This window comes from Burkholderia sp. BCC0322, from assembly GCF_902833045.1.
Classification (GTDB): Bacteria; Pseudomonadota; Gammaproteobacteria; order Burkholderiales; family Burkholderiaceae; genus Burkholderia.
Genome location: NZ_CADFDU010000001.1, coordinates 1,026,813 through 1,052,906 on the forward strand (window position 1 = coordinate 1,026,813; position 26,094 = coordinate 1,052,906).

Below are 26,094 nucleotides of genomic sequence, written 5' to 3' on the forward strand. Positions count from 1 at the left end.
GGCTCGTGACGAACCGCACGCGTTCGCTCCGGAAACGCGCGTTCGAATCGATGAAAGGGGAGCGGGCGCGTGACGCGTGTCACGCGCGGCCGCAACGGACGCCGGCTAGTGCTGCAGCAGGCGGATCGTGCCGAACTCGGCGGCCGGCAGCAGGCGAAGAATCGACAGGATGGCGGGCGAGGCCTGCGACCGCGCCACTTCGAGTTCGATGCATGCGCGCCCGGTGCGGTTGTCGATCGCGGCCGTATAGAAATTGAGCGCGGTGCCGACCGCCTGGTGCAGCAGGCGCCGCACGACGGCGAGGTTGTCCGATTCGACGCGGATCGACAGCAGCACGTGTTCGTCGGCCGGGGACCGGCGCCGCGCACGAACGGGCGGCAGGTCGCGTGAAGCGGCGGTTTCGGTGAAGGTCGGTTTCATGCTGGCACCCCGGGTCGCGTCGTGCTCCGCATCGCGAAGATCTCGTCTTGGACATGCCGCCCATTCTAGGAATCGCGATGACGATACGGTGTATAGACTCGACCCGGCCCTGAAAATAACGCATAAAAACGCCATCGCGGCCGGCTTTCGTCTTTACAGCTTTTTTATTCCCTGTAAAGAAATTGAACACCGCTTTGATACGCGGATTTCTACACTGTCGCATCCCATTTGCCAGATGAGCATGGGGGCGTCACACGGGCCTGCGCCGGCATGGCAAGGTCCGTTGCGCCGACGATCGCGCGGCGTTGCCGCGCATATGAAATAAAGGGGAAAGCCATGTTGTGGATCACCGGCGCGTTGTCGCTCGCGCTCTTTATCTATCTGTTTCATGCATTGATCCAACCCGAGCGGTATTGATCGGCACGATTCAACAGGAATTCGAAAATATCGGTGAATGTCATGAGCGATCTGCTTTTCATTCTGTTCACGCTCGCGTTCTTTGCCTTGACGGCGGGTTTCACCACCGGCCTTGACCGGATCTGAGCGAGCGTCGACATGTTCAACAATCTCATTCAATTCGCGATCGTTCTCGCGATCATGCTGGCGCTGGTGCCCGTCGTCGGGAGATGGCTCGCGCACGCCTTTACGAGCCCGCGCCACGCGTGGGTCGAACGCCGGACCTACGCGCTGCTCGGCGTGAATCCCGACGAAGCGATGTCGTGGCAACGCTACGGGATGGTGCTGCTGCTCAGCAATGCCGGGATGATGCTGGTCGGCTACCTGCTGCTGCGCATCCAGGACGCACTGCCGTTCGACTCGCTGCAGCGCGCCGCGCAAAGTCCCGACCTCGCGTTCAACACGGCCGCGTCGTTCGTCACGAACACGAACTGGCAGGCGTATGCAGGCGAGAGCAGCCTGTCGAACTTCTCGCAGATGGCCGTCATCACGTTCCTGATGGTGGTCAGCGCGGCGACCGGCGTCGCGGCCGCGGGCGGCTTCATCCGCGGGCTGAGCCGCAAGAGCGCGGCGGACATCGGCAACTACTGGGTCGACTTCACCCGCGTGACCTATCGCGTGCTGCTGCCGCTCAGCTTCGTGATGGCGCTCGTGTACGTGTGGCAGGGCATGCCGCAGACGCTCGCGTCCGATGCATGGGCGACCACGCTCGAAGGCGCGCGTCAGCAGATCGTGATGGGGCCCGTTGCCAGCCTCGAATCGATCAAGCATATCGGCACGAACGGCGGCGGCTTCTTCAGCATGAACGCCGCGCATCCGTTCGAAAACCCGACGCCGCTCACCAACACGCTGCACATGCTGTCGATGCTGCTGATTCCGTCCGCGCTGACCTACGCGCTCGGCACGATGATCGGCCGGCGCCGCCAGGGCTGGGTGATCCTCGGTGCGTTCGTCGTGATGTTCGTGGGCTTCCTGGCCGTGATCTATTCGGCCGAGCAGCACGGCAACCCGCTCGTGGCCGGGCTGGGCGTCGATCAGCAGATGAGCGCGGCGCAGCCGGGCGGCAACATGGAAGGCAAGGAAATGCGCTTCGGCATCGCGCAGACGAGCCTGTTCGCCACCGTCACGACGGCCGCGACCACCGGGTCGGTCGATGCGATGCATGACTCGCTGACACCGCTCGGCGGCCTCGTGCCGATCGCGCAGATGATGCTGAACAACGTGTTCGGCGGCGACGGCGTCGGGCTGATCAACCTGTTCACGTTCGCGATCCTCACGGTGTTCCTCGTCGGGATGATGATCGGACGCACGCCGGAGTTCCTCGGCAAGAAGATCGAGGCGCGCGAGATGAAGCTCGTGATGCTCGCGGTGCTCGCGCATCCGTTCAGCATCCTCGGCTTCACCGCCGTGGCGTCGATGCTGCATTCGACGATGGACAGCCTCGCGAACCTCGGCCCGCACGGCTTCAGCGAAGTGCTGTACGCCTATACGTCGGGCACGGCCAACAACGGCTCCGCGTTCGCGGGCCTGAATGCGAACACGCCGTTCTTCAACACGACGATCGGCTTCGCGATGCTGATCGGCCGTTACCTGACGCTGCTGCCGATGCTCGCGGTCGCGGGCAGCCTCGCCGCGAAGAAGCGCGTGCCGGAAAGCGCGGGCACGCTGTCGACGTCGACGGGCCTGTTCGCCGGCCTGCTGATTTTCGTGATCCTGGTGGTCGGCGGGCTCACGTTCCTGCCGGCGCTCGCGCTCGGCCCGGTCGTCGAGCATCTGCTGATGTCGGGCGGCCAACTGTTCTGAGGGAAACATCATGATGCAAGGCAATCGCCAGGCAGCGGCCGCCGCCGCGCCGGCACCCGGTTCTTCGTTCGGCGCGGCGACGCGCGGCCTCGTGCGGCCCGTGATCGCGTCGTCGGTGCTGTTCATGCTCGTCACGGGGATCGCGTATCCGCTGCTCACCACGGGCGTCGCGAACGTGCTGTTCCCGTCGCAGGCGCGCGGCAGTCTCGTGCAGCGCAGCGGCACGACGATCGGCTCGGCGGTGATCGGGCAGCCATTCACGCATGCGGGCTACTTCCACGGGCGGCCGAGCGCGACGGTCGGCGCCGATCCGGCCGATCCGTCGAAGACGGTCGACCAGCCGTACAACGCGGCCGGCAGCGGCGCCAGCAACCAGGGCGCCACCAGCAAGAAGCTGCTCGCGGACATCGCGCAGCGTGTGCGCGCCTACCGGCAAGAGAACGCGCTCGCCGCCGGCACGCCGGTGCCGGTGGATGCCGTGACCGCGTCGGCGTCGGGGCTCGATCCCGAGATCTCGGTCGCGAACGCGCGGCTGCAGGCGGCGCGGGTCGCGCGGGCACGCGGTGTCGATGCCGCCCGGGTGGCGGCGCTGGTCGAGCGCATCGCGTTGCCGCGCCAACTCGGCGTGCTCGGCGAACCGCGCGTGCGCGTGCTCGACCTGAACCTCGCGCTGGACCGAGCATTCGGCCAGGCGGCCGGCGCGAAGCAATAGCAGGAACCACGGAGTCACTCATGTCCCATATCGAAACCCCGATCAATCCGGCGGCGATGCCGGTCGGCGTCGTGCCGCCGATGCGCTGGACGGCCGTGCTGCGCGAGGCATTCCGCAAGCTCGCGCCGCGCGTCCAGTTGAAGAACCCGGTGATGTTCGTCGTGTATCTCGGCAGCATCGTCACGACCGTGCTGTGGCTGCAGGCGCTGACCGGCACGGGCGACGCGCCGGCCGGCTTCATCTTCGCGGTCGCCAGCTGGCTGTGGTTCACCGTGCTGTTCGCGAACGCGGCGGAGGCGCTGGCCGAAGGGCGCGGCAAGGCGCAGGCCGACGCCCTGCGCGCGGCGCGCAAGCGTGTGTACGCGAAGGTGCTCGACGAGCCGAAGCAATACGGCAGCACCTGCCATCGCGTGCCGAGCGACGAGCTCGCCGCCGGCAGCATCGTGCTCGTCGAGGCCGGCGACACGATTCCCGCCGATGGCGAAGTGATCGACGGCGTCGCGTCGGTCGACGAGTCGGCGATCACCGGCGAATCCGCGCCGGTGATCCGCGAATCGGGCGGCGATTTCTCGTCGGTGACGGGCGGCACGCGCGTGCTGTCCGACTGGATCGTCGTCAGGATCACCGCGCAACCGGGCGAAGCGTTCCTCGACCGGATGATCGCGATGGTCGAAGGCGCGAAGCGCGGCAAGACGCCGAATGAAGTCGCACTGACGATCCTGCTCGTCGCGCTGACGATCATCTTCCTGCTCGTGTGCGTGACGTTGCTGCCGTTCTCGCAGTTCAGCGTGCTGCTGAACGCGTCGGGCACGGCGGTGAGCCTGACCGTGCTGATCGCGCTGCTGGTCTGCCTGATCCCGACCACGATCGGTGCGCTGCTGTCGGCGATCGGCATCGCGGGGATGAGCCGCATGATGCGCGCGAACGTGCTCGCGACGTCGGGCCGCGCGATCGAGGCGGCCGGCGACGTCGACGTGCTGCTGCTCGACAAGACCGGCACGATCACGCTCGGCAACCGCGAGGCCGTGCAGTTCCGTCCGGCGCCGGGCGTGGACGAGCGTGCGCTGGCCGAGGCCGCGCAACTGTCGTCGCTCGCCGACGAAACGCCCGAGGGGCGCTCGATCGTCGCGCTCGCGAAGCAGCGCTTCTCGCTGAACCTGGCCGCGACCGCCGGCAGCATCACCGTGCCGTTCAGCGCGCGCACGCGGATGAGCGGCCTCGACATCGGCGAGCGTCAGGTGCGCAAGGGCGCGGCGTCGGCGATTCGCGCACACGTCGATGCGCTGGGCGGTGCGTTTCCGCACGCGGTCGAGACGGCCGTCAACGATATCGCGCGGCGCGGCGGCACGCCGCTCGTCGTTGCCGACGGCTCGCGCGTGCTCGGCGCGATCGAGCTGAAGGACATCGTCAAGCACGGGATCGCCGCGCGCTTCGCCGAGTTGCGCAAGGTTGGCGTGAAGACCGTGATGATCACCGGCGACAACCGGCTCACCGCGGCCGCGATCGCGGCGGAAGCCGGCGTCGACGACTACCTGGCGGAAGCGACGCCCGAGGACAAGCTGCGGCTGATCCGCGAGCACCAGGCGAAGGGCCATCTCGTCGCGATGACGGGCGACGGCACCAACGACGCGCCCGCGCTCGCGCAGGCCGACGTGGCCGTCGCGATGCACAGCGGCACGCAGGCGGCGAAAGAGGCGGCCAACATGGTCGACCTCGACAGTAACCCGACCAAGCTGATGCAGGTGGTCGAGGTCGGCAAGCAGATGATCATGACGCGCGGCGCGCTCACCACGTTCAGCGTCGCCAACGATCTCGCGAAGTATTTCGCGATCATCCCGGCTGCGTTCGTGGCGACGTATCCGGCGCTCGGCGCGCTGAACGTGATGGGGCTGCACAGCCCGACGTCGGCGATCCTGTCGGCGGTGATCTTCAATGCGCTGATCATCGTCGCACTGATCCCGCTCGCGCTGAAGGGCGTGAAGTATCGCGCGGAGCCGGCCGAGACGCTGCTGGGGCGCAACCTGCTGATCTACGGTGTGGGCGGCATCGTCGCACCCTTCATCGGCATCAAGCTGATCGACATGCTGTTGACGCCGTTTATCTGACCGAATGCGCCGTCGCGGCCCCGTTCACGCCTTCACGGCGTGCGCGGGGCCGTTCGGCGTTTCAATTGCCGGAAGCGATCATGGATGTGAATGTGAACGTGAGCGAAGCGAATCGACGGGCAACGGGGCCGCGGGACACCGCCGCCCGCCGCGGCGGGGACGGCGCGCGCCGCGATCGCTGGCGAGGCGTGCTGCGCGCGTGCGCGGCGCTCGCCGACCGCATCGCGGGGGCGGGGCCGGATACGCGGCCGACGCTGGCCGTGCGCGAAGCGCGGCCGCGCACGCACGCGTGGGTATCGCAGTACGCAATGCCGCTGCTGCTCGCCACGCTCGTGTGCGCGTTGGCCACGCTGGCGGCGAGCGCGCTGCTGCGCGTGTTCGACCTGTCGAACGTCGTGATGCTGTTCCTGATGACCGTCGTGCTGATCGCGCTGCGGCTCGGCCGGCTGGCCGGCGCGTGGGCCGCGTTCGTCTGCGTCGGCTGCTTCGACTTCTTCTTCGTCGAGCCGAGGCTGTCGTTCGCGGTGTCCGATACGCAGTACGTGTTCACGTTCGCGCTGATGCTGGCCGTCGCGCTCGCGATTGGCCAGCTCGCGGCACGCCTGCGCGCGGAGGCGCGGGCCGCGCGCGCGAACGAGAAACGCTCGGCCGCGCTCGCACGGGTCGCGCACGACCTGTCGGCTGCGATCGAGACCGAGCAGATCGCCTCGATTTGCACCGGCACGATCGCGCCGCTGCTCGGCGTGCGTGTCGCGCTCGTGCTGCCGGATGCGGATGACCGTTTGCTGCCGGCGCAGCACGCAGGGTTCGTCGAAGCACCGATCGCCCGCTGGGTCTACGAGCATGCACGCGGCGCCGGGTGCGGGCTGCCGCCGTTCGAGCGCGCGGCCGCGCAATACCTGCCGCTGAAGGCGCCGATGCGCGTGCGCGGCGTGCTCGTGCTGTTCGGCGACGCGCAGCCGGTGCCCACGGACCCCGACGATCGCCGCCTGATCGATGCGCTGTGCTCGTCGATCGCGATGGCGCTCGAACGCGTGCACTACGTTGGCGTCGCGCAGCACACGCTCGTGCGGATCGAAGGCGAGCGGCTGCGCAATGCGCTGCTCGCCGCGGTGTCGCATGACCTGAAGACGCCGCTGACCGCGATCCGCGGGCTCGCCGAGACGCTGGAGCGACCCGAGCGGCTGGCCGACGGCCAGCCGGCCGCGCTCGCGCACGGCATTCGCAACCAGGCCGAGGCGCTGCACGGACTCGTCGTGAACCTGCTCGATCTCGCGCGCATGCAGAGCGAGGGCGTGCGGCTCAATCGCGAGTGGCACATGCTCGACGAGATCGTCGGCAGCGCGCTCGCGCATTCGGCCGGCGTGCTGGCCGGCCGCGACGTGAGCGCCGATTTGCCCGCCGACCTGCCGCTGATCGACGTCGACGCGCTGCTGATCGAGCGCGTGTTGATGAACCTGCTCGACAACGCGGCGAAATACGCGGGCACGGACGCGGCCGTGGCGGTGCGGGCACGCGTGTTCGGCGAAACGCTTTACGTATTCGTCGAGGACGACGGGCCCGGCTTCATTGCGCGCAATACCGAGCCGCTGTTCGAGCCGTTCGAGCGCGAACGCAAGGAATCGTCGATCAGCGGCGTGGGGCTCGGGCTCGCGCTGTGCCGCAGCATCGTCAACGCGCACGGCGGCTCGATCCGCGCGGTGCCGCTCGATCCGCACGGCGCGCGGTTCGAGATTCGCCTGCCACTGGGCGCGCCGCCCGACATCGAACACGAGAGCCGGACATGATCAGATCGCGCGTACTTATCGTCGAGGACGAATCGGACATCCGCCGTTTCGTGCGGATGGCGCTGGAACAGGAGGGGCTCGACACCTGCGAGGCGTCGACGGCACGCGAGGCGCGGATGTATGCGGCGAGCAGCAAGCCCGATCTCGTGATCGTCGATCTCGGGCTGCCGGACGACGACGGCAAGACGTTCATCCGCGAGCTGCGCGAATGGTCGACGGTGCCGGTGATCGTGCTGTCGGCACGGCAGCAGGAGGTGGAGAAGGTCGCGGCGCTCGATGCGGGCGCCGACGATTACCTGCCCAAGCCGTTCGGCGTGCCCGAACTGCTCGCCCGGGCGCGTGCGCAGTTGCGGCGCGCGGCGTTCGTGTCGACCGACGGGCAATCGTCGTCGATCGTGCGGTTCGGCGACGTGACGGTCGATCTCGGCAAGCACGAAGTCGCGCGTGGCGGCGAGCCCGTCCATCTGACCCGCCTCGAATTCCGGCTGCTCGCCGCGCTGATTCGTGCGCGCGGCGGCGTGATCGCCGCGCGGCAATTGCTGGCGGAGGTCTGGGGCATCCACGACGCGGACCGCGCGCATTACGTGCGCGTGTACATGACGAACCTGCGGCAGAAGCTCGAGCCGGTGCCCGCGCGCCCGCGGCACCTGCTGACGGAGCTGCAGTTCGGCTACCGGCTGGTCGGCCTGGAGACGGTCGGCATGGCGGCCGGGCCGCGCGACGCGGCGTTGCCTGGTCTAGACAAGTGAAAGCCGGCGCCCGGCCGCGCGCCGAGGCGCGGAGAAAGCGGTCGTTTAGCTTGTCGTAATGCTTAATTAATTGAAATATAAGGAAATTTGCGACCCGCGATCCCATTCCGCCGACAATTAGAGATAAACACGGATTGCTGGCGAGCCTGCGGAAAAGGCAAAGTTGTATGTACAACTTGGAGTGTCGCCGGAAGGGACGATCTCCGGGTTGGAAGGGTTCACGGCGGCGCTGCCCGGCGGGACCCTTGCCCCGCTCGCCTCTGACAGGAACGCCATGAAGAAACTCGCGCTCAGTATTGCCCTCGCCTGCATCGCGGTCGGTGCCCACGCCAAGGATTGGTCGACGATCCGGTTCGGCGTCGACGCCAGCTATCCGCCGTTCGAATCGAAGGACGCAAGCGGCAAGGTCGTCGGCTTCGACGTCGATCTCGGCAACGAGATCTGCGCCCGGCTGAAGGCGAAATGCGTGTGGATCGAGAACGACTTCGACGGGATGATTCCCGCGCTGAAGGCGAAGAAGTTCGACGGCGTGCTGTCGTCGATGTCGATGACGCCGGCGCGTGCCGAGCAGATCGCGTTCTCCGACAAGCTGTTCAACACGCCGACCCGCCTCGTCGCGAAGAAGGGCGCGAACCTGCAGCCGACGGCCGACTCGCTGAAGGGCAAGTCGGTGGGCGTCGAGCAGGGCACCATCCAGGAAACCTACGCGAAGGCGTACTGGGCGCCGAAGGGCGTGCAGGTCGTGCCTTACCAGAACCAGGACGGCGTCTACCAGGACCTGATGTCGGGCCGCCTCGACGCGGCGCTGCAGGACGCGGTACAGGCCGACATCGGCTTCCTGAAGACGCCGCGCGGCGCGAACTTCGCATTCGCCGGCAACGACATCGACGATCCGAAGACGCTCGGCAACGGCGCCGGCATCGGGCTGCGCAAGGACGACGCCGACCTGAAGGCGAAGATCGACCACGCGATCGCCGACATCATCAAGGACGGCACGTACAAGAAGCTCGAGAAGAAGTACTTCGCGTTCGACGTCTACGGCGGCTGACCTTCAATGCGGCGCGCACCGGCGGTGGCGCGCGCCGCGTCTGTCGCGGGTGCAACCCGCTTCGCGTGATGCGTCCGACTTGATGAGCAGGGTGCATCAGGTAGTGCGCAGATATCGTTTGATGCGCGGCTAATGGCTATCGACAATCCAGCCACCTCGCTCTGGATCCCTCATATGATCTTCCAAGGATTTGGCCCGCTGCTGTGGGCCGGCACGGTGGAAACCGTGAAGCTCGCGGTGCTGTCGCTTGCCGCGTCGCTCGCGCTGGGCCTCGTCGGCGCGAGCGCGAAACTGTCGACGAACCGCGTGCTCAAGTCGATCGGCACCTTCTACACGACGCTGATCCGCGCGGTGCCGGACCTCGTGCTGATGCTGTTGCTGTTCTACGGGATCCAGATCCTGCTGAACAACTTCACCGACATGCTCGGCTGGGACCAGATCGACATCGACCCGTTCGTGGCGGGCGTCATCACGCTCGGCTTCATCTACGGCGCGTACTTCACCGAGACGTTCCGCGGCGCGTTCCTCGCGGTGCCGCGCGGCCAGCTCGAAGCGGGCTTCGCGTACGGGATGAGCGGGTGGCGCGTGTTTCGCCGCATCCTGTTTCCGCAGATGATGCGCTTCGCGCTGCCCGGCATCGGCAACAACTGGCAGGTGCTCGTGAAGGCCACCGCGCTGGTATCGATCATCGGCCTCGCCGACGTCGTCAAGGCGTCGCAGGACGCGGGCAAGAGCACGCTCGATTTCTTCTTCTTCACGCTGGCTGCGGGCGCGATCTACCTCGCGATCACGACGGTGTCCAACGTCGTGCTGCATCACCTCGAGAAGCGTTATTCCGTCGGCGTCCGGAGGCTCGCACTGTGATCGCACTCGTCAGCCAGTACTGGCAAAGCTATCTCTACACCGACGGCTACCGCTTCAGCGGCCTCGCGGTCACGCTGTGGCTGCTGGTGGTGTCGATCGCGCTGGGCTTCGCGCTCGCCGTGCCGCTCGCGATCGCGCGCGCGTCGTCGAACCGCTGGATCTCGGGCCCGGTGTGGCTCTATACCTACGTGTTCCGCGGCACGCCGCTCTACGTGCAGCTGCTGATGTGCTACACGGGCATCTACAGCCTGCAGGTCGTGCACAACCACGTGCTGCTCGACACGTTCTTCCGCAACGCGATGAACTGCACGCTGCTCGCGTTCGTGCTGAACGAATGCGCGTATGCGACCGAGATCTTCGCGGGCGCGATCAAGGCGACGTCGGCCGGCGAGATCGAGGCCGGCATGGCCTACGGGATGTCGCGCTTCAAGCTCTATACGCGGATCATCCTGCCTTCCGCGCTGCGCCGCTCGCTGCCGAGCTACAGCAACGAAGTGATCCTGATGCTGCACGCGACGACGCTCGCGTTCACCGCGACCGTGCCCGACATCCTGAAGGTCACGCGCGACGTCAATTCGGCGACGTACATGTCGTTCCAGGCCTATGGGATCGCGGCCGTGCTGTACGCCATCGTCGTGTTCACGCTCATCTGGGCGTTCCGCAAGCTCGAGACGCGCTGGCTCGCGTACCTCTCGCCGCGCGGCCATTAACGCTTTCGCAAGATTCGCAAGGAAGGACCCAGCATGTACAAGCTCACCGTTGACAACCTGCACAAGAAGTTCGGCGACAACGAGGTGTTGAAGGGCGTGTCGATGAAGGCGAAGGCCGGCGACGTGATCAGCATCATCGGCTCGAGCGGCTCCGGCAAGAGCACGTTCCTGCGCTGCATCAACTTCCTCGAGCAGCCGTGCTCCGGGCAGATCACGATCGGCAGCGAGCCGATCCAGACCACGCGCGACCGCAACGGCTCGCTGCGCGTGGCCGACCCGAAGCAGCTGCAGCGGATGCGCACCAAGCTGTCGATGGTGTTCCAGCACTTCAACCTGTGGGCCCACATGACGGTGCTCGAGAACATCATCGAAGCGCCGATGGCGGTGCTCGGGGTCGGCAAGGACGAAGCGATCGCGCGGGCGCGCAAGTACCTGGAGAAGGTCGGCCTCGCGCCGCGCGTCGAGGGCATGTATCCGTCGCACCTGTCGGGCGGCCAGCAGCAGCGGGTGGCGATTGCCCGCGCGCTCGCGATGGAGCCGGAAGTGATGCTGTTCGACGAGCCGACGTCGGCGCTCGATCCGGAGCTGGTGGGCGAAGTGCTGAAGGTGATGCAGAAGCTCGCCGAGGAAGGCCGCACGATGGTCGTCGTCACGCACGAGATGGGCTTCGCGCGCAACGTGTCGAATCACGTGATCTTCCTGCATCAGGGGAAGATCGAGGAGGAAGGCAATCCGCAGGAGATTCTCGTGAACCCGAAGAGCGAACGGCTCGGGCAGTTCCTGTCGGGGCGGTTGAAGTAACGTCGTACGCTGGAACGCAAAATGCTTGTCATGCGTGATCCTTTCGATGAAGGAGCACCGCGATGAGCACACCGACCCCCACCGCCTTTTCCCATGTGAAGCCGCAGGACACCGCCTTTGTCGGCGAGGGCCTGCGCGACTTCTTCCTGTATCGCGATCTCGGCATCGCGGCCGCGACGAACGGCAAGGTTCTCGCGCAACTCGTCAGGGCGAATCATGCACCGGAGGCGGGCACCGGCTGGCACCGTCACGAGGCCGAGTTCCATATCGTGATCATGCTGAAGGGCTGGGCGCGCTTCATGTACGGCGAACGGGAGACGCTGGTGGCGGCCGGCGATTGCGTGCACCAGGCGCCGGGGATCGTCCACTACCTGTTCGACTACTCGCCGGACATGGAATACCTGGAGATCGTCGGGCCCGCCGATTTCAAGTCGATCGATGTGGAGGGGCCGTGCGCGGTGCCGCCGCCGACGCCGTGGGGAGAGGCGGGGGCGTAGCCGCGCGGCGTTTCGGCACGCATCATCCGCACGCGTGTTGGTGACAAACCGCCCTCGGGCGGTTTTTTTGTTGCGCTTTCGACGGATGTTTCCGTGCGATCCGCATCCCGTTCTTCACATTCTTTCGAGTTCCGAACGGTTTCGACGCTGAAGATCCGGAAAGAAAAGAAAGACATTCGTCAGCTTCGAAGCGTCGACGGCGCTGCGATGTCAAAGATCGTCAATTGCGCATGGGTGCGGTGCACGGCTTGTCGACGACCGGCGTTAAGGAGGTACCAGCCGGAGCACCGGTTGACCTACCCGGGAGAGTTTCATGAAGCGCATCGCAAAGATCCTGACGGCTAGCGCAGTGGCCTGTGCCGTTCTCGTTCCGGCACTTGCCGAAGCCCATTCGCACCGTGTGTGCCACTTCGATCACCACCACCACCATCGCGTCTGCCGCTGGGTGCGGTAACAGCGACTTTCCCGGGAATAACCGGGACGCATTCTTCATTCAGGCAAATCAGGAGAGGACCATGAAAAAGACGATGTTGATCGCCGCGCTGGTCGCCGGCATGGGTATGTCGATCGGTGCGTTCGCGCAGGTTCCGGCCAGCGCGCCGGCCGGCACGACCGGTCTGTGCAAGGACGGCTCGTTCTACTCGGGCGCGTCGAAGAAGGGCGCATGTGCGGGCCACAAGGGCGTGAAGACCTGGTACGGCGCATCGTCGGCGGCCGCCGCGAGCGCACCGGCCGCCGCGCCGGCCATGGCAGCCTCCGCAGCCCCTGCATCGGGCACCGCGCCGGCGAAGAGCGCGGCGGCGACGACCGCTGCGGCAGCGCCGGGCGGCGGCCCGGGCAAGGTGTGGGCCAACGACAGCACGAAGGTCTACCACTGCTCGACCGACAAGTACTACGGCAAGACGAAGCACGGCAGCTACATGTCGGAAGCGGATGCGAAGGCGAAGGGCTACCACGCATCGCACGGCAAGGCCTGCTCGTAACGCAGGCTGACGCGCGAGGCCGCTTCCTCGCGCGTCGTCCGCACGCGGCGGCAATGCACGCCCCGCCATCGATGGCGGGGCGTTTCATTTTCAGCGTCGCATGCGTTCAGTGGGCCTGGGGCGACGGCGTATCGGTCGCCGCATCGTGCGCGGTTGCGCGGGCATCGAGCAGCGCGCGCAGCGTCACGTAGTGCGTGCCGTCCGCGTTGCCTTGCGCATCCGCGGTGCGATCGTAAGGCTCGTTGTCGTGGATCGTCGCGCGCACGATCGGATAGATCTGCGTTTCCCAGCGGCTGCCGTTGAACACGCCGTAATGGCCCGCGCCCGTCTGCACGTGGTGCGTCTTCAGGTAAGGCGGCAACCCGGAGCACAGCTCCTGCGCGGCCACCGTCTGGCCGACCGCGCAGATATCGTCCTTCTCGCCTTCGATCGTCAACAGCGCGGTGCGATGAATCGCCGCCGGTTCGACGAGCCGATCGCCGACCGTCAGCTCGCCGCGCGCGAGCGCATATTGCTGGAACACCTTCTCGACCGTTTCCAGATAGAACTCCGCGGTGAGATCGGCGGTGGCGAAGTATTCGTCGTAGAAGTGCCGCAGCGTGTCGGCTTTCGCCGGGTCGCCTTTCGCGCGCTCGTAATACAGGTCGGCGAACGACGCCGCATGGCGATCGGGATTCATCGACATGAACGCGCCCACCTGCACGAAACCCGGATACACGCAGCGTTGCGCACCGACGAAGCCCGCCGGCACGACGCTGATCAGGTTGCGCGCGAACCATTCGATCGGCCGGCTCGTCGCGAGCGCGTTGACCTTCGTCGGATTCACGCGGCAGTCGATCGGCCCTGCCATCAGCGTCAGGCTCGCGGGCTGCGCGGGATCGCCGCCGGCGGCCATCAACGCGACCGCCGCGAGCGCGGCGACGGTCGGCTGGCAGATCGCGAGCACATGCGCGTCCGGGCCGATCTGGCGGATGAAGTCGATCACGTGCGCGACGTATTCGTCGAAGCCGAATCGTCCGGCCGTCAGCGGGATGTCGCGCGGGTTGTGCCAATCGGTGATGTACACGTCGTGGTCGGCCAGCATCGTATGCACGGTGCCGCGCAACAGCGTCGCGAAATGCCCGGACATCGGCGCGACGATCAGCACGCGCGGCTGGCGCGCCACCGGCAGCGCCTTGCGGAAATGCAGCAGCGTGCCGAACGGCGTCGCCGCGGCGGCTTCCTCGACGATCGGCACCGTCTCGCCGTCGACGGCGATCGACGCGATGCCGAACGGCGGACGCCGATGCGAGAACGCGCAGCATTCGAGCAGTTCGCACAGCGCGTCGAGCATGCGGCCGGTCGGCGTCGAGGTGGCGGGCGGCCACAGCGACATCGTCGCGCGGGCGGCGGCGGCCCATGCGCGCGCCGGGCGCGTGCATTCTGCAGACCATTGGTAGAACGGATAGGCAAGCAGATTCATGGCTGTCGCTCGTTGTGCCGCATTGCATGGTACGAGGCAAGCGATGTGCCAGCCCGCGGCTGGCACGCGCGTTGCACGCGGTTCGGGAGCGCGGCAACGCAGGTGGCACGCCACACACGGCAACCGCGCGCGATGCGTTACCCGGCCGGCCTGGCGTGCGGCACGTGCCGCGACAGCGTGCGGTGCTGCGCCAGTTCGGCGAATGCGCCGCACAGGCATGGTGCGGGTGATGCCGCGTGGCGTCCGATTCGGTGCAGGGGCACGAACGGCTTTGAACAGGGGAGCGACATGGAAGTCACCGGACAGACGACGCTGACCATCAGCAGCCGCAATTACTCGTCGTGGTCGATGCGCGGCTGGCTGCTCGCGAAGCTGAGCGGGCTCACGTTCGAGACGGTCAGCGTGCCGATCGATGCCGCGTCGCGCGCGGAGCTGCTGCTGCTGTCGCCGTCGATTCTCGTGCCGTGCCTGACGCACGACGGCAACACGGTGTGGGACACGCTCGCGATCGCCGAATACCTGAACGAAATCCGGCCGCAGGCGCGGCTGCTGCCAGAAGACCGGAAAGCACGCGCGCATTGCCGGTCGATCTGCGGCGAGATGCATTCCGGTTTCAGCGCGTTGCGATCCGCGTTGCCGATGAACCTGCGCGCGCATTTCCCCGGCTTCCGGATCTGGTCGCGCGCGCAGCACGACATCCAGCGGATCGTGACGATCTGGCGCGAGTGCCTCGCCGCATACGGCGGCCCCTGGCTGTTCGGCGCGGAGATCGGCATTGCCGACGCGATGTATGCGCCGGTCGTCACGCGCTTCCTGACCTACGACGTGAAGCTGGAGCCCGATATCGCCGAGTACTGCATGCAGGTGCTCGCGCAGCCGTTCGTCGCGGAATGGATCGCTGCGGCGAAGGCGGAGCACGAAGACATCGACGAACTCGACATGGAGTTCTGACGCGCCGGATCACGTGCGGCGCACGCGCTGTATCGCATGACGCGCCGAAATATCGGATGAATGGCGTCTGACCAAAGCGCGCTTAAATCGGACGAATCGCCGCACGGCGTGAGGCCCCGTGCGGCGGGCCTCGCATTTCGTCGGGGTAAACATCGCGGGAACGGTGCCGATAACGCAGGTCCAGTGACCGCAAGAGAAACACGTGAAACCGTTCGTCATGATTGTCTTTGCCACTGCGCTCGTCATGTCAGCCGGCTGCGCCCAACTTCAACCCGGACGCCAGGACGCGAATGCGCACACCGACCCACCTGCCGCGTCGACATCGCTCGTCGATTTCGTCATACCAGCCGATGCGCTCGGCGCGCGCGATCCTCAACTGACCGCGTTGCTCGCGAAAGTCGGTGCGCTGGCATCGAAGCAATCGCAACCGATGACGATTCGCGTGGCCGCGCTGCCGCAGGATTTCGGCTACCTGAACCAGTCGATCCGGCGCGGCATCACGACGCCGCGTGCTGCGTCGGTGCGCGTCGAGAACGTCGCGGCCGGCAGTTGCCGCCCGTACAGCGTCCAGGTCGGACCGACCCAGTAACAGGAGATCCCGCGATGCTACGACTGTCGATCTGTGCCGCCATGCTCGTGTGCGGCACCGCCTTTGCGACACCGCCGGGCGACGGCGCGCCGTTTGCCCCTGCCGCCTCCAATCAGGTGTTTCCGCCGCTGCCGCCATTCGCGTCGCTGCCGCCGGGCGCGGGCGGCGACGATGACGTGCAGGCGCCCGCGCCGGCGGGCAGCCGTCATGCGAAGAAGCTGCGCCACGCATCACCCGCGAAGAAGGCCCCGGAATTCCAGGTGCGACTCGTCGTGACCGACGAGTCGCGCGCGGCGCTCGCGGCCGAGGACAAGAAGCTCGACGACGCGCTGGCGAAGAGCACGCACGAGCGACGCACGACGGGGGCCGGTGCAGCTGCGCTGGCGATGACGCCATGAACCTGCGGAATCGAAGCGGCGGATACGTGACGGCCCGCACCCGGATGGTCGCGATGCGGCCCGGCTTCATGCCGTGGCTGGGGTTCGCGATGGTGTTGCTGAGCGCACTCGTCGTCACCCCGGTGCGTGCGGACGACGCCGTGCCCGACGGCGAATGCTTCGAACGCGCAGCCGGCTATCAGGGCGTCAACCCGCAGATCCTGCGCGCGATCGCCTGGTATGAATCGAAGGGCAACCCCAGCGCCGTGCATCGCAACGCGGACGGCAGCATCGACGTCGGCCAGACCCAGATCAACTCGGTGCACTTCGGCGAACTGCGCCGCAACGGCGTACCGCCGGGCGCGCTGAAGGACGCGTGCGTGAACCTCTACGTCGCGGCGTGGATGCTCAAACGCAAGATGGTCCGCTACGGGAACACCTGGCAGGCGATCGGCGCGTATCACTCGGAAACGCCGCGCTATCGGGACGAATACGCGCGAAACATCCACGCGGTGCTCGTGTCGTGGGGCTTGCACGAGTGAGCCGCGTGCTCGTGTGCGTATGCGTGTGTGTTGAAGGCCGGAAGTAAGGATCGCGGCGGGCCTGGCCGATCCGGGGAACGTGCGGTGTCTCGTCGTTTTCCCGGATGCATCGTGCCGTATCCGCAGCGCAAACGATTTGCATCAAGTTTTGCTCGGGGCATCCCTGTGATGACGTTAAAGAACCCTACCGCGTGTGTCGTAAACGGGAGCACGGGGAACGGCGGCGATGATCGCGCATGAAGCGCGACGCGCAGCCGCACAAGTAAGTCAGCGCAGCAGGGGAATCGACTTGAATCGTCAGCAATCGTGGACGCGTACGGCGGCGCCAGGGGAAATCATTTACTCCGAGGGCTTTGCAGGTGAGCCCGTCATCTTTCTGATCACCGAAGGCAAGGTCGAGCTGTCCACGCGATGCGACGACAAGCGCGTCGTCGTCGCGACACTCGGCCGCGGCGAGTTCTTCGGGGAATCGGCGTTGCTCGCGGCCGAGCCGCGTGCCCATACCGCGAAGGCCCTTTCATTCTGTCAGCTCACGGTCGTGCCGGCCGGCATGCTCGATGAAGAAATCGAGCGCGTGTCGGCGCTGCTGCGTCATATCGTGCGGACGATGATTCGCCGCGTGAAGCGCAAGGACGACCAGCTCGCCACCTACACGCACGCCGATTTCATGCCGGGCGTGCTGTCGTATGCGCATGTGCTGTCGCTGATGGCGGGCGCCGATGCGCGCGATGGCGGCGACGCCTGGACGCGCCGGCCGATGCAGGTGCATGCGGCCGAAACCTCGGTGCCGCTCGCCGAAGTGATCCGCAAATGCCGCGCGATCGCCGGCCATTCGCGGCCGCACGTGCTCGCGATGCTGCGACGCATGGAGAAGCTCAATCTCGTCACGATCGAGGCCGCGCAGACGGACCTCTCCGGTGGCGCAACCGACTATGCGGCGTCGTCGGACGCGCGCCAGGTCGTCACGTTCGACGCCGCGCGCGTGATCGATCGCGCGCAGCAGGTGGCCGATCACGATCTCGACCTGTCGATCAACAGCGAACTCGAACTCATCGAGCTGGCCGATCTCGAATCGCTGATCGGCGTCGAGAAGACGATCCTCCTCAACAAGCTGTCGAACGGCGAGATCGCCGACGAAGTGTTCGCGTTCCGCAAATCGAAGGTGCTCAGCTACGTCGAGCAGAAGGGTGTCGCGTACTTCGCGCGGCGCAATGCGCGTCGTGGCGAGGTGCGCTCGCTGGAGGATCTCGTGTCGATCGACCAGCGCACGCTGTTCGACGTCATCAGCGCATTCGATACCTACGATCTCGCGAAGCTCATCGCGAATCTCGACGATCGCGCGGTGGCCGACAAGCTGTTCTCCGTGATGACCGAGGCGCGGCGCAACGAGGTGTCGTGGGTGATGCGTCGCGAGCTCAAGCTCGATCCGGTCGAGATCGAGGACATCGAGCGGCGCGTGCTGGATGCCGTTCGCTCGGCGAAGGCGCCGGCGGCGGCCATCGCGGCGGTCGCGTCGGCATCGGATGCATGACGAGGGGGCGCGTATGGACCTGTTGACCCTGGCCGGTGTGGTGCTCGGTGGCGCGGCGATCGTGTTTGGTTTCGCGCTGGAAGGCGGGCATTTCTCGATGCTGTTCCAGTTCGAGGCGCTCGTGATCGTGCTCGGTGGCACGCTCGGCGCGGTGATGATCCAGAACACCTGGGCGCGCTTCTTCGACGCGGTGAAACAGCTGCGGCTCGCGTTCGTCCGTGCGCGCGAGGTCGATCGCCAGAACCTGTCCGACCTGCTCGAATGGGGCGACCGCGCGAAGCTCGACGGGCTGCTCGCGTTCGAATCGATGGACGTGAGCGGCATCCATCCGTTCGCGCGCCGCGGGCTCGAACTGCTGGCCAACGGCGTGTCGACCGCCGTGCTCGAGGACGCGTTGCAGCGCGAACTCGATGCCTACGAACGCAGCCGCCTCGCCGCCGCGCGCGTGTGGCAGCAGGCCGGCGGGTATGCGCCGACGTTCGGCATTCTCGGCTCGGTGCTCGGGCTCGTGCAGGTGACGAGCCATATTCTCGAACCGGCGCAGCTCGGGCCGGGCATCGCGGTCGCGTTCATCGCGACGCTGTACGGGCTGGCGTTCGCCAACCTCGTGTTCCTGCCGCTGTACGGCAAGCTGCGTGCGCAGATCGACAGCGAGCTGCGGTTTCGCAAGCTGTATCTCGACGGATTGCTGGCGATCTCGCGCAAGGAATCGCCGCATACGATCGAGACGCGCCTGACCGGCGACGTGCGCGGGCGCGCGGTCGAATCGCTCGCATGATGCGCGGGTGTTGTACGACGAACCCGGAATTCCAACCGCATGACTGCTCGAACTGACGGTGCATCCGCCGCCGATCGCGACGACGACGAACACGAAGGCGCGCAATCCGGCCGCTGGCTGATTTCATACGCGGATCTCATCACGACGCTGATGGTGCTGTTTCTCGCGTTGTACGTGCTTCAGCTCGCGAAATACAACGCGCTTGATGCGCGGTACCAGACGCTCGCGCGGCATGCCGAAAGCGCAGCGGGTGCATCCCCATCCGCTGCCGTGACGCCCGAGCACTCGCCGCCGTGGCTCGCGTTGCTCGATTCGTTGAAGTCGAACGGCCGGATCTCGCTCGTGAAAGCGCCGCATGGCGTCGAGATCGGCATCGACGCGAAGATCCTGTTCAATGTTGGCGATGCGCGCCTGCTGCCCGATTCGTCGCCCGTGCTGAACCAGATCGCGCAGGCGCTGAGCGATCACGCGACCGGCGACATTCTCGTCGAAGGGCACACCGACAGCGTGCCGATCGCGAACGCGAAATACGAATCGAACTGGGAGCTGTCGTCGGCGCGCGCGGGGAGCGTCGTGCGCTACCTGACCGAGCGCGGCGTCGCACCGCATCGGCTCGCGGCCATCGGGCGGGCCGATACGCAGCCGCTCGTCGCGGGGGACGATGCGGCCGCGCGGGCGCGGAACCGTCGTGTCACGATCTTCGTGGCGTATTGATTCACGCTGGATTTTCGTTGATCGCGCATCCATAGGCGGCTGCATATGCCCGCCTGACAACACCATAACGAATCTCGCATGATGAACATCTGAAATCAGCGATGCGGTTCTGCGCGTGCATGCCGATAACCCAAACTGGCTCAGACCGAGCGGTTATCGAGGGTTCCCCATGCATTTCTGGCGCAAGCTTTCCATTCAGAACAAGCTGATTCTCAGCATGACGAGTTGCCTGCTCGTGTTCGTCGCGATCTCGAGCGGGCTCAGCATCCGTCTGATCGGCAACGCGGTGCGCGATCGCGTCGTGCGCGAAGAGCTGCCGACGGCCGTGAACGGCATCCGCGCCGACGTGCAGCGGCAGATGGCCGGGCCGATCGCCGCGTCGCGGATTCTCGCGCGCGATGCGTTCCTGCTGCAATGGGAAGCCGACGGCGAACCCGACGCCGGCACGCGCAACTGGATCCAGCTCGCGAAGAACGTGAAGGACGAGCAGAAGGCCGCGTCGGTGCAGTGGGTGTCCGTGAAGAGCGGCAACTACTACAACGAATCCGGCTTGCAGCGGAAGGTGACCGACAAGGATCAGTGGCTGACCGGCTTCCTGTCGTCCGGCAAGGCGTTCGACGTGAACATGGACCGCGAGGTGACGGTCGGCGGCTACATGATGTTCATCAACAGCCGCGTCGAGCTCGACGGCGTGCCGATCGGCGCGGCCTGCATGAGCCTGTCCGTCGATGCGCTCGCGAAGGGCATCGCTGCTTACCGGATCGGCGAGACCGGGTTCGCGTATCTCGTGCGTCCCGACGGCGCGATCATGATGCATCGCGATTCGTCGCTGATCGACGGCAAGCATTTCATGAAGGATCAACCGGGGTTGCCCGGCGATGCGTCGTCGACGCTGCTGGCCGGCCAGCCGTATGCGTACCTGAGCTACAACGGCGACGGCGGCGCGCGCTTCATCGCGACGTCGTTCATTCCGGAGTTGAACGCGTATGTCGTCGTCGAGGTGCCGCAGGCCGAACTGCTCGGGCCGGTGACGCGCGCGATCCGCAGCGCCGCGCTGGTGGCGGCGGTGGTGGCCCTCGGCGTCGCGTTGCTCGTGATCTGGCTGGTGGGCCGCGCGATCGCCGCGCCGATCCGCCGCGCGGCGACGCTGCTGTCGGAGATCGCCAGCGGCCAGGGCGACCTGACGCGCCGGATGACGGTCGAGAGCCAGGACGAGATCGGGCAGTTGTCGGATGCGTTCAACCGGTTCGTGTCGTCGCTGTCGACGCTGGTGCATAGCATTCGCGCGGCGTCCTCGTCGATTGCGACCGGGTCGGCGCAGATTGCGACCGGGAATGCCGATCTCAGCGAACGCACCGAAGGGCAGTCGAGCAACCTGGAGCGCACGGCTTCGTCGATGGAGGAGATCACGGCCGTGGTGCGCAACAACACCGAAACGGCGACGACGGCCGCGAAGATGATCAACGGCGCTTCCGATGCGGCGGCGCGCGGCGGGCAGGTGGTGGGTGAGGTCGTGACCACGATGCAGGAGATCAGCGACGCGTCGCAGCGGATCTCCGAGATCATCGTGATGATCGACAGCATCTCGTTCCAGACGAATATTCTTGCGTTGAACGCGGCGGTGGAAGCGGCGCGGGCCGGGGAGCAGGGGCGCGGGTTTGCGGTGGTGGCTTCGGAAGTGCGGAATCTCGCGCAGCGCAGCGCGCAGGCGGCGAAGGAGATCAAGGGGCTGATCGAGCATAGCGCGGGCACGGTGAATACCGGGTCGCGGCTGGTGAGCGAGGCCGGGAAAGTGATGCGCGATGTCGTGTCGCAAGTGCAGGGCGTGAGCGCGATGATGAACGAGATTGCCGAGGCGAGCCTGGAGCAGAGTGCCGGGATCGATCAGATCGGGGAGGCGGTGCAGTCGCTCGATCAGATGACGCAACAGAATGCGGCGCTGGTGGAAGAAAGCGCGGCGGCGGCGGCGAGCTTGAAGCAGCAGGCGGCGGAATTGACCCGGCTGGTGTCGGCTTTCAAGGTGGATGAATAAAGTCTGATTCGCGATTTAGAATAGGGCGTTTCTGAGGGACGGCTGCCGTGGGCTCACGGCAGCCGTTTTGCATATCGGCGCGGAATTCGGTGACGGTTATAAAAATGAAACGCATTTCCAGGTGGAAGATCGGGGTGGGGGCGGTGGTGCTCGCCGCGGTGGTGGCTGCGGTGGGCGCGAAGGTGATTGCGTCGCCTACCGATTCTTATCTTGCCTATCGGAAGAAAGCCGTCGACGCGGTTACGGCGGCGCGGGTGGAAGATCAGGCGGATCTGGACAAGAAATACACGGCCGAGGTGAATGCGCGGCTGGTTAAGCTTGTCGGGACGGTCAGGGCGAAAGGGTTTTCCGGGAAGGCGGGGAGTACCGTGGACACCCTCTACATCGACAACGGAATGACGCCCGGGCCGGATGGACTGCGCTTGAAGTCGAATGACGGAAAGGTGAATCTCGTCGTGACGACGGTTCCGCTTTTGAAGGCCTGGGTGGCGACGGCGGATGCGGGGATCAAGTCGGCGGATGACACGGCGGCCATTTTCGACAACGAGACGTTTTACACCGACGTGCTCGGTGGCGACGCTGCGGAGTATCGGTTTGCCGAATTGCCGGTGAAACGGAAACCGGCCGATGCGGTGGTGAAGGCGTTGCTGTTGGGTGACAGTCAGGACGGGATGCCGGATGGGCCGAACACGTTGATGGTTTCGATCAAGCAGGGCGCCCGGGTTTATATCCTGTGGCGGGATGCGACGTTGCCGACGATTGTCGCCTGCAGCGCGGAGCACGTGGCCGAGGAACAGCGTCCAGCCTGTTTCTCGCAGCAATTGCCCAAACAGAGGCGCTATTCGCGGTTTGTGTCCGATGCACAGGCGATGGTCGATGCGGTTGTTCAATAGGATGCAATTGTTTTGGTGGTCGTTAAGTCGGGTGATATCGCGGGGCGATCGGATTCGCCCGGGTTTTGAAAGATTCGACAGTGCCGGGGACTTCGCTGACAATCAGCTGCTGGAAACCGGACAGCCATCGATGTCGAGCACGGCTGCGTCGTCGGGTACTTCAATTTCCCTTTTATCCAGCTTCGTCTGCCATGACTATCGCTTTCGAGTCTCCCGACCAACCCGACGTAATTGCCCTTATCGCCGATCTGGATGCGTACCAGGACACCTTGTACCCGCCTGAGAGTCGGCACGCGCTGGATATCGCGTCGCTGAAGCAATCCAATGTGCTGTTCGCCGTTGCGCGGGACAGTGAGGGGCAGGCAATCGGGTGCGGGGCGATTGTCCTCAACCCGGAATTCGGCGAATTGAAGCGGATGTATGTCAGTCCGCGCGGGCGTGGGCAGGGTGTGGCGAGGGAGATTATGACGATGCTTGAGTCACGGGCAGTCGGATCGGGTTGCAAGGTGATCAGGCTTGAGACTGGACCCTATCAGCCTGAGGCGCTGGCTTTGTATGCGTCTGCCGGATATCAGCGGCGAGGACCGTTTGGTGATTACGCGGACGATCCGTTGAGTGTTTTCATGCAGAAACACATCGCGAGGTGAGGGGTAGGCTCGGGTGGACGCGAGATAGCATCTGGTGATGTCCTGTTAGTGGTCCGGGTTCGCCAGAATGAGACAGTGAGCGCCTCAATCACACCGCCCGAAAGCTGACGCTAGATGGTCGCCAGCATGACACGTTGACGTGGGTCAATCCTCTGCAGGCAGGCGCAGGCTACAGCAACGGCCGGCGTCATGCATTTTGCTATAGGCGGTCAAGCGGGCTTGTCGTACGACGAGCCGTTTGGTCAACGTGGGTATAGATCATCGTTGTCTTCAAGCTGTGGCGCCCAAGCAATAACTGGATAGTTAAACTAAACGTTCCTTACGCTAGCAGGTGTGTGCGAAAGAATGTCGCAGTGTATGGACGCGGGCGTGCTTGCGGACATTGGTTTGCTCCACCGCCAGCTTGAACGCCCTCTGGATCGCGGTGTTAGACGCATTCCAGCGTGGTAGTCGCCCAGTCTTAGAGCAAGTTGTTTCAGAATCACGGGCTTGCGTTACACTTGGTCGCATTTCGTGCAAGATGTATAGCTGGACCCATGGGGCAGTGTATTCAGTAGTTAGATAAATTAACTTACTTGGTATTTTTGAGATAGAGATATGAAGTCAGAGAGAGAGCCGACTATCTATCGGATACCTGAGGGGCGTGAGCCCTCGTTGTTCGATTACATTGTACAAAAAATCATCCCTGGAATATTTAAATTTACAGAGTATCTAACGCTTAGTGGGTTTATTTATTTTCTCGCTTTAAAAACAAAAAATTATTTGCTGTCAGTGTTTGCCTGCATCTTATATGGTTGCATTATGTGGTACGTAATGGACAAACATATAGCGTTCGTAAAGAAATTGGAGTTTCGTAATGTGTGGGTGATGCGGGCGACGAGCTGGGTGCTTGTAGTCATCGGAATGCTCCTGTTGCTCGGCGCGCTGGCACTGGTGTCTCAAATAGCCACGGCCCAATTGGGTAAGTAGCGCAGCAATCTAACTATTTGTTCAAGGTGGCGGCTACGTCGCCGCTTAACTCGACCATCGGTGATCACCCTTCCTGAAAGCTGATAGTCGCCAGTGACAGTAATGGGTTGCCATCTTCCAGCATTCGCTTCGACAGCCAGTCGGACACTTAACTGGCAGCTACGCACCAGTCGCAGTTGGTCGTCCGGCGTCCACGTGAGATGAGTTGTCAGCTAGGGCTAGAGAGCGAGCAAAGTTCAAGCCGGCCGGCGTGTCCTCATCATACGTTGGCTGGACGGTCAGACTTTGCTAGAAGGGCGTTGGCTCATCGAGGGGGCATGTCAGTCGCTTTTCATCACCAGAGGAGGTCTAGCATGACGCCCACGCCAGGGAAGAGATCGAGCTTCAATGTCCGGAGCAGGGGGGGCTTAGTGAGTTGTCGCCTTCCCGTGACGAAGCAGCGGGACAAGTCGTGAGCGAAGACGTAGCGCGCGCTCATGTGTAGGGTATGCAGGTTGATAAATTGCATGGCTGCCGGGCCGACCAGATCGAGATCCGAGTTGGCCACTAAGGCCATGGTTGGCGTGAGGGGAATGCAAAATGCCACGGGCCTGTCTGGGACAAGAAATTCGCCAGCGTCCGGGGTAGCCCGGCAGAGCGTCCACTTAAGGTTGGTGAGTTCCGTCTGCCGCTGGTCGATGTTGAACTGAATTCGCATCCCGGTCATTTGTCTGCTTGGCCAGGTGCTGCCGTTGTCCACATACGACACGTGTGCCTTTTCGAGGCGCTCCTTAAAGTCCTTGGTCATGTCCGAGGACGGAGTGACACCCTTGAGTATGGGGGGTTCAGCGCATAGTGTGCACGCTGCTCCCAGAGGGCGTAGAAACGAGTAATGGTGGGTTGCATGGGGGCGAGCCACCGCAGATCGCCGGCGATGAGTCGTCGCGCTAGAAACTGGAACTCGCTCTCGATGCCCACCATGTACCCGGATTCGGCGCGCTGATCCCAGACGCGGTTAGCGCAGAACAATTTGTTATCTGCGCGCAGATTCGAGATGCGCTGGCCGCGGTCGAGGAGAATGGCGGTAATGCCTTTCTCTGCATGCTCGAACCGTGTAATGCTCGCGTCCGGAAAAATGTGCTGGTTCTTCGTTAACTGATGCGGATTGCCCGGCTGGGTCGGTTCGGGCTTGTGCTTGGCGTATTTCACGTTGGATCCGGTTTCAAGATCGCTGAGAAATGAATGATGACGTAGGGTGTGAGCCAGCGACGAAGAGCGTCCGTAAACCCAATAGAGGCGCATCATGTCAAATTTGCTAGCATCGTCGATCAATCCCGTCTGGGTGTGGAGCACACGATATGCAATTTGCGTCCGACAACACCCGGCCACGAGGCGACACTCGTCGAGGAGCTAGCGCGAACGTTCGAACCTCGAGCTGTCACCGGACAGCAGTCCTTTGCGTGCTGATTGCTGACTCCATGTCGGGCCTGGAATGTTTGTATTAGAGTCTAGGAGTTAGCGTGTTAGCATCAATGTCAAACACATTCAGTTCATAGTATCCACTGTGGTGAAGATACTACGATGGCCCTCGGAGGAACGTTCGATGCAATTTTTTGTCTTTCGTGTGTCGGGCAGTCCTCCTGCCGTTCTGTAAGCCAATTGTCGATCAGGAAACGAAGTATCTAGTCATTCCGG

Annotated in this window: 27 protein-coding genes and 1 pseudogene; 22 read left to right on the plus strand and 6 right to left on the minus strand. The window is 64.7% G+C overall.

What is annotated here, in order from left to right; all coding sequences use genetic code 11:
- Window positions 1-105: 105 nt before the first annotated feature.
- Together HWX39_RS04785 and HWX39_RS36090 are read right to left on the minus strand one after the other, a co-directional pair.
- A complete protein-coding gene (locus HWX39_RS04785) occupies window positions 106-420 on the minus strand; it encodes a hypothetical protein (RefSeq protein ID WP_244134906.1) in 315 nt (104 codons plus the stop codon).
- 153 nt (window positions 421-573) lie between these two features.
- Window positions 574-996, minus strand: a complete 423-nt coding sequence (locus HWX39_RS36090; RefSeq protein ID WP_244134907.1) for a hypothetical protein — start codon at window positions 994-996, stop codon at window positions 574-576.
- Here HWX39_RS36090 and kdpA point away from each other — a divergent pair.
- The 12 genes from kdpA (at window position 976) to HWX39_RS04845 (ending at window position 12,935) form a co-directional block, all read left to right on the plus strand.
- Entirely contained in the window at window positions 976-2,679 is a 1,704-nt protein-coding gene (gene kdpA / locus HWX39_RS04795) for a potassium-transporting ATPase subunit KdpA (RefSeq protein ID WP_175965788.1), read from the plus strand. The two genes, HWX39_RS36090 and kdpA, sit on opposite strands and share 21 nt — an antisense overlap.
- Window positions 2,680-2,689: 10 nt before the next feature.
- Complete coding sequence (gene kdpC / locus HWX39_RS04800; RefSeq protein WP_175965789.1) at window positions 2,690-3,391, plus strand: potassium-transporting ATPase subunit KdpC; 702 nt, start codon at window positions 2,690-2,692, stop codon at window positions 3,389-3,391.
- A gap of 56 nt (window positions 3,392-3,447) precedes the next feature.
- A complete protein-coding gene (gene kdpB / locus HWX39_RS04805; protein WP_175966096.1) occupies window positions 3,448-5,496 on the plus strand; it encodes a potassium-transporting ATPase subunit KdpB in 2,049 nt (682 codons plus the stop codon).
- 80 nt (window positions 5,497-5,576) lie between these two features.
- Window positions 5,577-7,283, plus strand: a complete 1,707-nt coding sequence (locus tag HWX39_RS04810; RefSeq protein WP_175965790.1) for a DUF4118 domain-containing protein — start codon at window positions 5,577-5,579, stop codon at window positions 7,281-7,283.
- Window positions 7,280-8,032 carry a response regulator gene (locus tag HWX39_RS04815; RefSeq protein WP_175952214.1) on the plus strand — a complete coding sequence of 251 codons (753 nt, stop codon included), beginning with the start codon at window positions 7,280-7,282 and terminating at the stop codon, window positions 8,030-8,032. Before HWX39_RS04810 ends, HWX39_RS04815 begins: the two co-directional genes overlap by 4 nt.
- 274 nt (window positions 8,033-8,306) lie before the next feature.
- A complete protein-coding gene (locus tag HWX39_RS04820) occupies window positions 8,307-9,080 on the plus strand; it encodes an ABC transporter substrate-binding protein (protein WP_175965791.1) in 774 nt (257 codons plus the stop codon).
- A gap of 174 nt (window positions 9,081-9,254) precedes the next feature.
- Window positions 9,255-9,944 (plus strand): ABC transporter permease, encoded by a 690-nt coding sequence (locus tag HWX39_RS04825; protein ID WP_175965792.1) that lies wholly within the window; start codon window positions 9,255-9,257, stop codon window positions 9,942-9,944.
- Window positions 9,941-10,654: an ABC transporter permease gene (locus HWX39_RS04830; RefSeq protein ID WP_175965793.1), complete on the plus strand. Its 714-nt coding sequence runs from the start codon at window positions 9,941-9,943 to the stop codon at window positions 10,652-10,654. The genes HWX39_RS04825 and HWX39_RS04830 overlap by 4 nt, the downstream gene beginning before the upstream one ends.
- A 33-nt stretch (window positions 10,655-10,687) precedes the next feature.
- The gene (locus HWX39_RS04835; RefSeq protein ID WP_175965794.1) at window positions 10,688-11,455 is read left to right on the plus strand and encodes an ATP-binding cassette domain-containing protein; all 768 of its coding nucleotides are present in this window, start codon (window positions 10,688-10,690) and stop codon (window positions 11,453-11,455) included.
- Window positions 11,456-11,517: 62 nt separating this feature from the next.
- Window positions 11,518-11,952, plus strand: coding sequence for a cupin domain-containing protein (locus HWX39_RS04840; protein ID WP_175965795.1), 435 nt, complete (start codon window positions 11,518-11,520; stop codon window positions 11,950-11,952).
- 313 nt (window positions 11,953-12,265) lie between these two features.
- Entirely contained in the window at window positions 12,266-12,406 is a 141-nt protein-coding gene (locus HWX39_RS36095; RefSeq protein ID WP_244134908.1) for an HHHH-motif protein, read from the plus strand.
- A 61-nt stretch (window positions 12,407-12,467) separates the two neighbouring features.
- Window positions 12,468-12,935, plus strand: a complete 468-nt coding sequence (locus HWX39_RS04845) for a hypothetical protein (protein ID WP_175952207.1) — start codon at window positions 12,468-12,470, stop codon at window positions 12,933-12,935.
- A gap of 106 nt (window positions 12,936-13,041) precedes the next feature.
- Here HWX39_RS04845 and phaZ read toward each other — a convergent pair whose 3' ends face one another.
- A complete protein-coding gene (phaZ, locus tag HWX39_RS04850) occupies window positions 13,042-14,397 on the minus strand; it encodes a polyhydroxyalkanoate depolymerase (protein WP_175965796.1) in 1,356 nt (451 codons plus the stop codon).
- A 288-nt stretch (window positions 14,398-14,685) separates the two neighbouring features.
- Between phaZ and HWX39_RS04855 the strand changes: the two genes are divergently transcribed.
- The 10 genes from HWX39_RS04855 to HWX39_RS04900 all read left to right on the plus strand — a co-directional run bounded on the left by HWX39_RS04855 (window position 14,686) and on the right by HWX39_RS04900 (window position 23,451).
- Window positions 14,686-15,348, plus strand: coding sequence for a glutathione S-transferase family protein (locus HWX39_RS04855; protein WP_175965797.1), 663 nt, complete (start codon window positions 14,686-14,688; stop codon window positions 15,346-15,348).
- Between the two features lie 202 nt (window positions 15,349-15,550).
- Entirely contained in the window at window positions 15,551-15,937 is a 387-nt protein-coding gene (locus HWX39_RS04860; protein ID WP_244134909.1) for a hypothetical protein, read from the plus strand.
- Between the two features lie 14 nt (window positions 15,938-15,951).
- Window positions 15,952-16,335, plus strand: a complete 384-nt coding sequence (locus tag HWX39_RS04865; protein ID WP_175965798.1) for a hypothetical protein — start codon at window positions 15,952-15,954, stop codon at window positions 16,333-16,335.
- Between the two features lie 89 nt (window positions 16,336-16,424).
- On the plus strand, window positions 16,425-16,856 hold the full coding sequence (locus tag HWX39_RS04870; protein ID WP_244134928.1) for a lytic transglycosylase domain-containing protein: 432 nt from the start codon (window positions 16,425-16,427) through the stop codon (window positions 16,854-16,856).
- 289 nt (window positions 16,857-17,145) lie between these two features.
- Complete coding sequence (locus HWX39_RS04875) at window positions 17,146-18,387, plus strand: cyclic nucleotide-binding domain-containing protein (protein ID WP_175966103.1); 1,242 nt, start codon at window positions 17,146-17,148, stop codon at window positions 18,385-18,387.
- A 13-nt stretch (window positions 18,388-18,400) separates the two neighbouring features.
- Entirely contained in the window at window positions 18,401-19,165 is a 765-nt protein-coding gene (locus HWX39_RS04880; protein ID WP_175952203.1) for a flagellar motor protein, read from the plus strand.
- Window positions 19,166-19,204: 39 nt separating this feature from the next.
- Window positions 19,205-19,879 (plus strand): OmpA family protein, encoded by a 675-nt coding sequence (locus HWX39_RS04885; RefSeq protein WP_175965799.1) that lies wholly within the window; start codon window positions 19,205-19,207, stop codon window positions 19,877-19,879.
- Window positions 19,880-20,048: 169 nt separating this feature from the next.
- On the plus strand, window positions 20,049-21,911 hold the full coding sequence (locus tag HWX39_RS04890) for a methyl-accepting chemotaxis protein (RefSeq protein ID WP_175965800.1): 1,863 nt from the start codon (window positions 20,049-20,051) through the stop codon (window positions 21,909-21,911).
- 104 nt (window positions 21,912-22,015) lie between these two features.
- Complete coding sequence (locus HWX39_RS04895) at window positions 22,016-22,804, plus strand: hypothetical protein (protein WP_175965801.1); 789 nt, start codon at window positions 22,016-22,018, stop codon at window positions 22,802-22,804.
- 191 nt (window positions 22,805-22,995) lie between these two features.
- A complete protein-coding gene (locus HWX39_RS04900) occupies window positions 22,996-23,451 on the plus strand; it encodes a GNAT family N-acetyltransferase (RefSeq protein WP_175965802.1) in 456 nt (151 codons plus the stop codon).
- 244 nt (window positions 23,452-23,695) lie between these two features.
- Here HWX39_RS04900 and HWX39_RS35915 read toward each other — a convergent pair.
- From HWX39_RS35915 to HWX39_RS04915, 3 genes and pseudogenes are all read right to left on the minus strand, one after another.
- Window positions 23,696-23,868, minus strand: a pseudogene (locus HWX39_RS35915) (tyrosine-type recombinase/integrase); the annotation flags it as partial.
- An 886-nt stretch (window positions 23,869-24,754) separates the two neighbouring features.
- A complete protein-coding gene (locus tag HWX39_RS04910) occupies window positions 24,755-25,207 on the minus strand; it encodes a hypothetical protein (RefSeq protein WP_175965803.1) in 453 nt (150 codons plus the stop codon).
- On the minus strand, window positions 25,204-25,704 hold the full coding sequence (locus tag HWX39_RS04915; protein WP_175965804.1) for a hypothetical protein: 501 nt from the start codon (window positions 25,702-25,704) through the stop codon (window positions 25,204-25,206). Before HWX39_RS04915 ends, HWX39_RS04910 begins: the two co-directional genes overlap by 4 nt.
- Between the last annotated feature and the right edge of the window lie 390 nt (window positions 25,705-26,094).